This is a genomic window from Candidatus Poribacteria bacterium (genome assembly GCA_016866785.1).
Lineage (GTDB): Bacteria > Poribacteria > WGA-4E.
In genome coordinates this window covers 1-1,769 of record VGLH01000277.1, presented here as the reverse complement: position 1 = coordinate 1,769, position 1,769 = coordinate 1, and the positions used below count along the sequence as shown (strand labels likewise).

The 1,769-nt window shown below is 67.4% G+C and carries 2 protein-coding genes; one reads left to right on the top strand and one right to left on the bottom strand.

All coding sequences use genetic code 11. The features are described 5' to 3' along the window. Positions 1-188 precede the first annotated feature (188 nt). Positions 189-1,010: a hypothetical protein gene (locus FJZ36_19255; protein ID MBM3217038.1), complete on the top strand. Its 822-nt coding sequence runs from the start codon at positions 189-191 to the stop codon at positions 1,008-1,010. 143 nt (positions 1,011-1,153) lie between these two features. On the opposite strand, the gene FJZ36_19250 is transcribed toward FJZ36_19255, so the two are convergent. Further along, a complete protein-coding gene (locus FJZ36_19250; GenBank protein MBM3217037.1) occupies positions 1,154-1,651 on the bottom strand; it encodes a hypothetical protein in 498 nt (165 codons plus the stop codon). Positions 1,652-1,769: the final 118 nt, after the last annotated feature.

Here is a 1,769-nt window from a genome sequence, read left to right as displayed (position 1 = left end):
GCGCGCTCGGACCGGTACGCTCCCGCGTTCGCAGCCATCGCCGAGCAGACGGGCATGGCGGACATGCCTCTCGACACGCTTCACGAACAGGCGCTCCGATTGACGCAGAATCCGCCGCAAACGACTACCCTGCGCGACGCCGCAACCGCCGCCGACGGCATCCGACGGCTCCTCGGCATCGGCGCGCCATGACCCGACGGCACATCGCCGCCCTCGCCCTCTGTCTGACGACGCTTGCGCTCCGCGTCTCGTCTGCGCCCGTGCCAGACCTGGTCGGCGTGCGCTCCGTTGGGCTCGGCGACGCTTACACCGCCCTCGCCGACCAAGCCGAGGGAGCGATCCACAACCCGGCGTCGCTGGGCGTCCGCGAAGGGGTCTGGCTCTTCGGACAGACGAACCTGAACCGCCGGGATCGCATCAGGCTCGATCCGAAGGGCATCGCCTACGGCTGGCGGGGCGTCGGACTCGCCTGGACGAACCGGATCGCGATAGCGCCGGATGGGATCGACGACTACAATACGGTGAGCGCCGGAGCACGCCTGTCTTCTCGCTTCACCCTCGGCGCGAGCGCCAAGCTCTGGCGGATGCATCCGTCGCGGCGCTTCCAGGCGCTGGGATCGTCCGCGACGTACGATATCGGCATCCTGGCGGCTCCCGTCGCAGCATGGCGCGTCGGGGCGCGCGCAGGATCGCTGGAACGCGGCGCGGGCGTCCAAGACTTCGAGCTCGGCATCGCCCATGTCGCGGGACGGCTGGCGCTCGCGGGCGATCTGGGCTGGCGCGACGTCGACGGGTTCCGCCGGTCCATCGGAGCCGAAGCCCGCCTGACGCGAAGACTCCTCGTCCGGGCGGGGTTGCGGGATGGCGATCCGTCGGTCGGAGCGGGCGTCGCGCTCGGCGCGTTCCGGCTGGACGCCGCGTGGACGCGGGCGGACGAGGGAGGCATCGTCTTCGTCGGGGGTGAGCTGGACGTAGCCGTCAGCCGCGATACAGCGCCGACGACGAGGTAGAGCCCACACCGCCAGAGAGAGGCATCCGCCTCGCAAATCCCGATCGCTCTGCATGGCGACGACTCGCCGCGGTTACAGCCGGCGTTTCGTCCCGCCAGGAATGAACCCATCCAAGGATTGGGGCGTGCGAAGTTGTTGGCGCGTTACGGCAACGGGGTGACCAACGCTATGCTCGCTCCGACGGCGGAGCCTTCGACGTACATCTGCGCATAGTACGTCGCGTTCGGAACGAGGCCATTGTCGTAGTCTCTCAGGTCCCACCAGATGGCAACGCCGTTCATGTCGCCGCTCTCGGAGCCGAAGTCTGGACGGCAGACGGACAACGGGAACGACGTCGTCCCGGTCGGGCGCACGAGGTTGCGGTATCGTCCCGGCGCGAGTTGGTAGAGGTCGAGGTAGTTGAAGCCAGGGGCGGGCTTGCTCGTGTTGCTCTTGTAGCCCCAGTCCAGGATGCGCACGGTGTAGCCGGCGGCATCGAGGATGACGAAGTGAACACGCGAGCGCGTTGCCAGGTCGAACCGGAGCCAGTAGCCAGGCAGCGGATTCTCGACCGCAGGATCCGTGTCGGGGTCCGCAACCGCCTCGACGATGCCGCTTGCCGTTGGGATCGCTTCCGTGTAGAGCTCCTGTTCCCGCCACACTTCGTTGCCAACTGCTTCGCCCAGCGCTCCTTCTGAGCAGGATCGGAGAAGTAGGATTGGGGTGTCTGGCTTGTGTCGTACGTCCAGTGCATCTTCGATAGATACAGATCCGGATTGG

Excerpts from the sequence above, each read along its gene's own strand:
- FJZ36_19255 (MBM3217038.1), top strand. The coding sequence starts at position 189 with ATGACCCGACGGCACATCGCCGCCCTCGCCCTCTGTCTGACGACGCTT.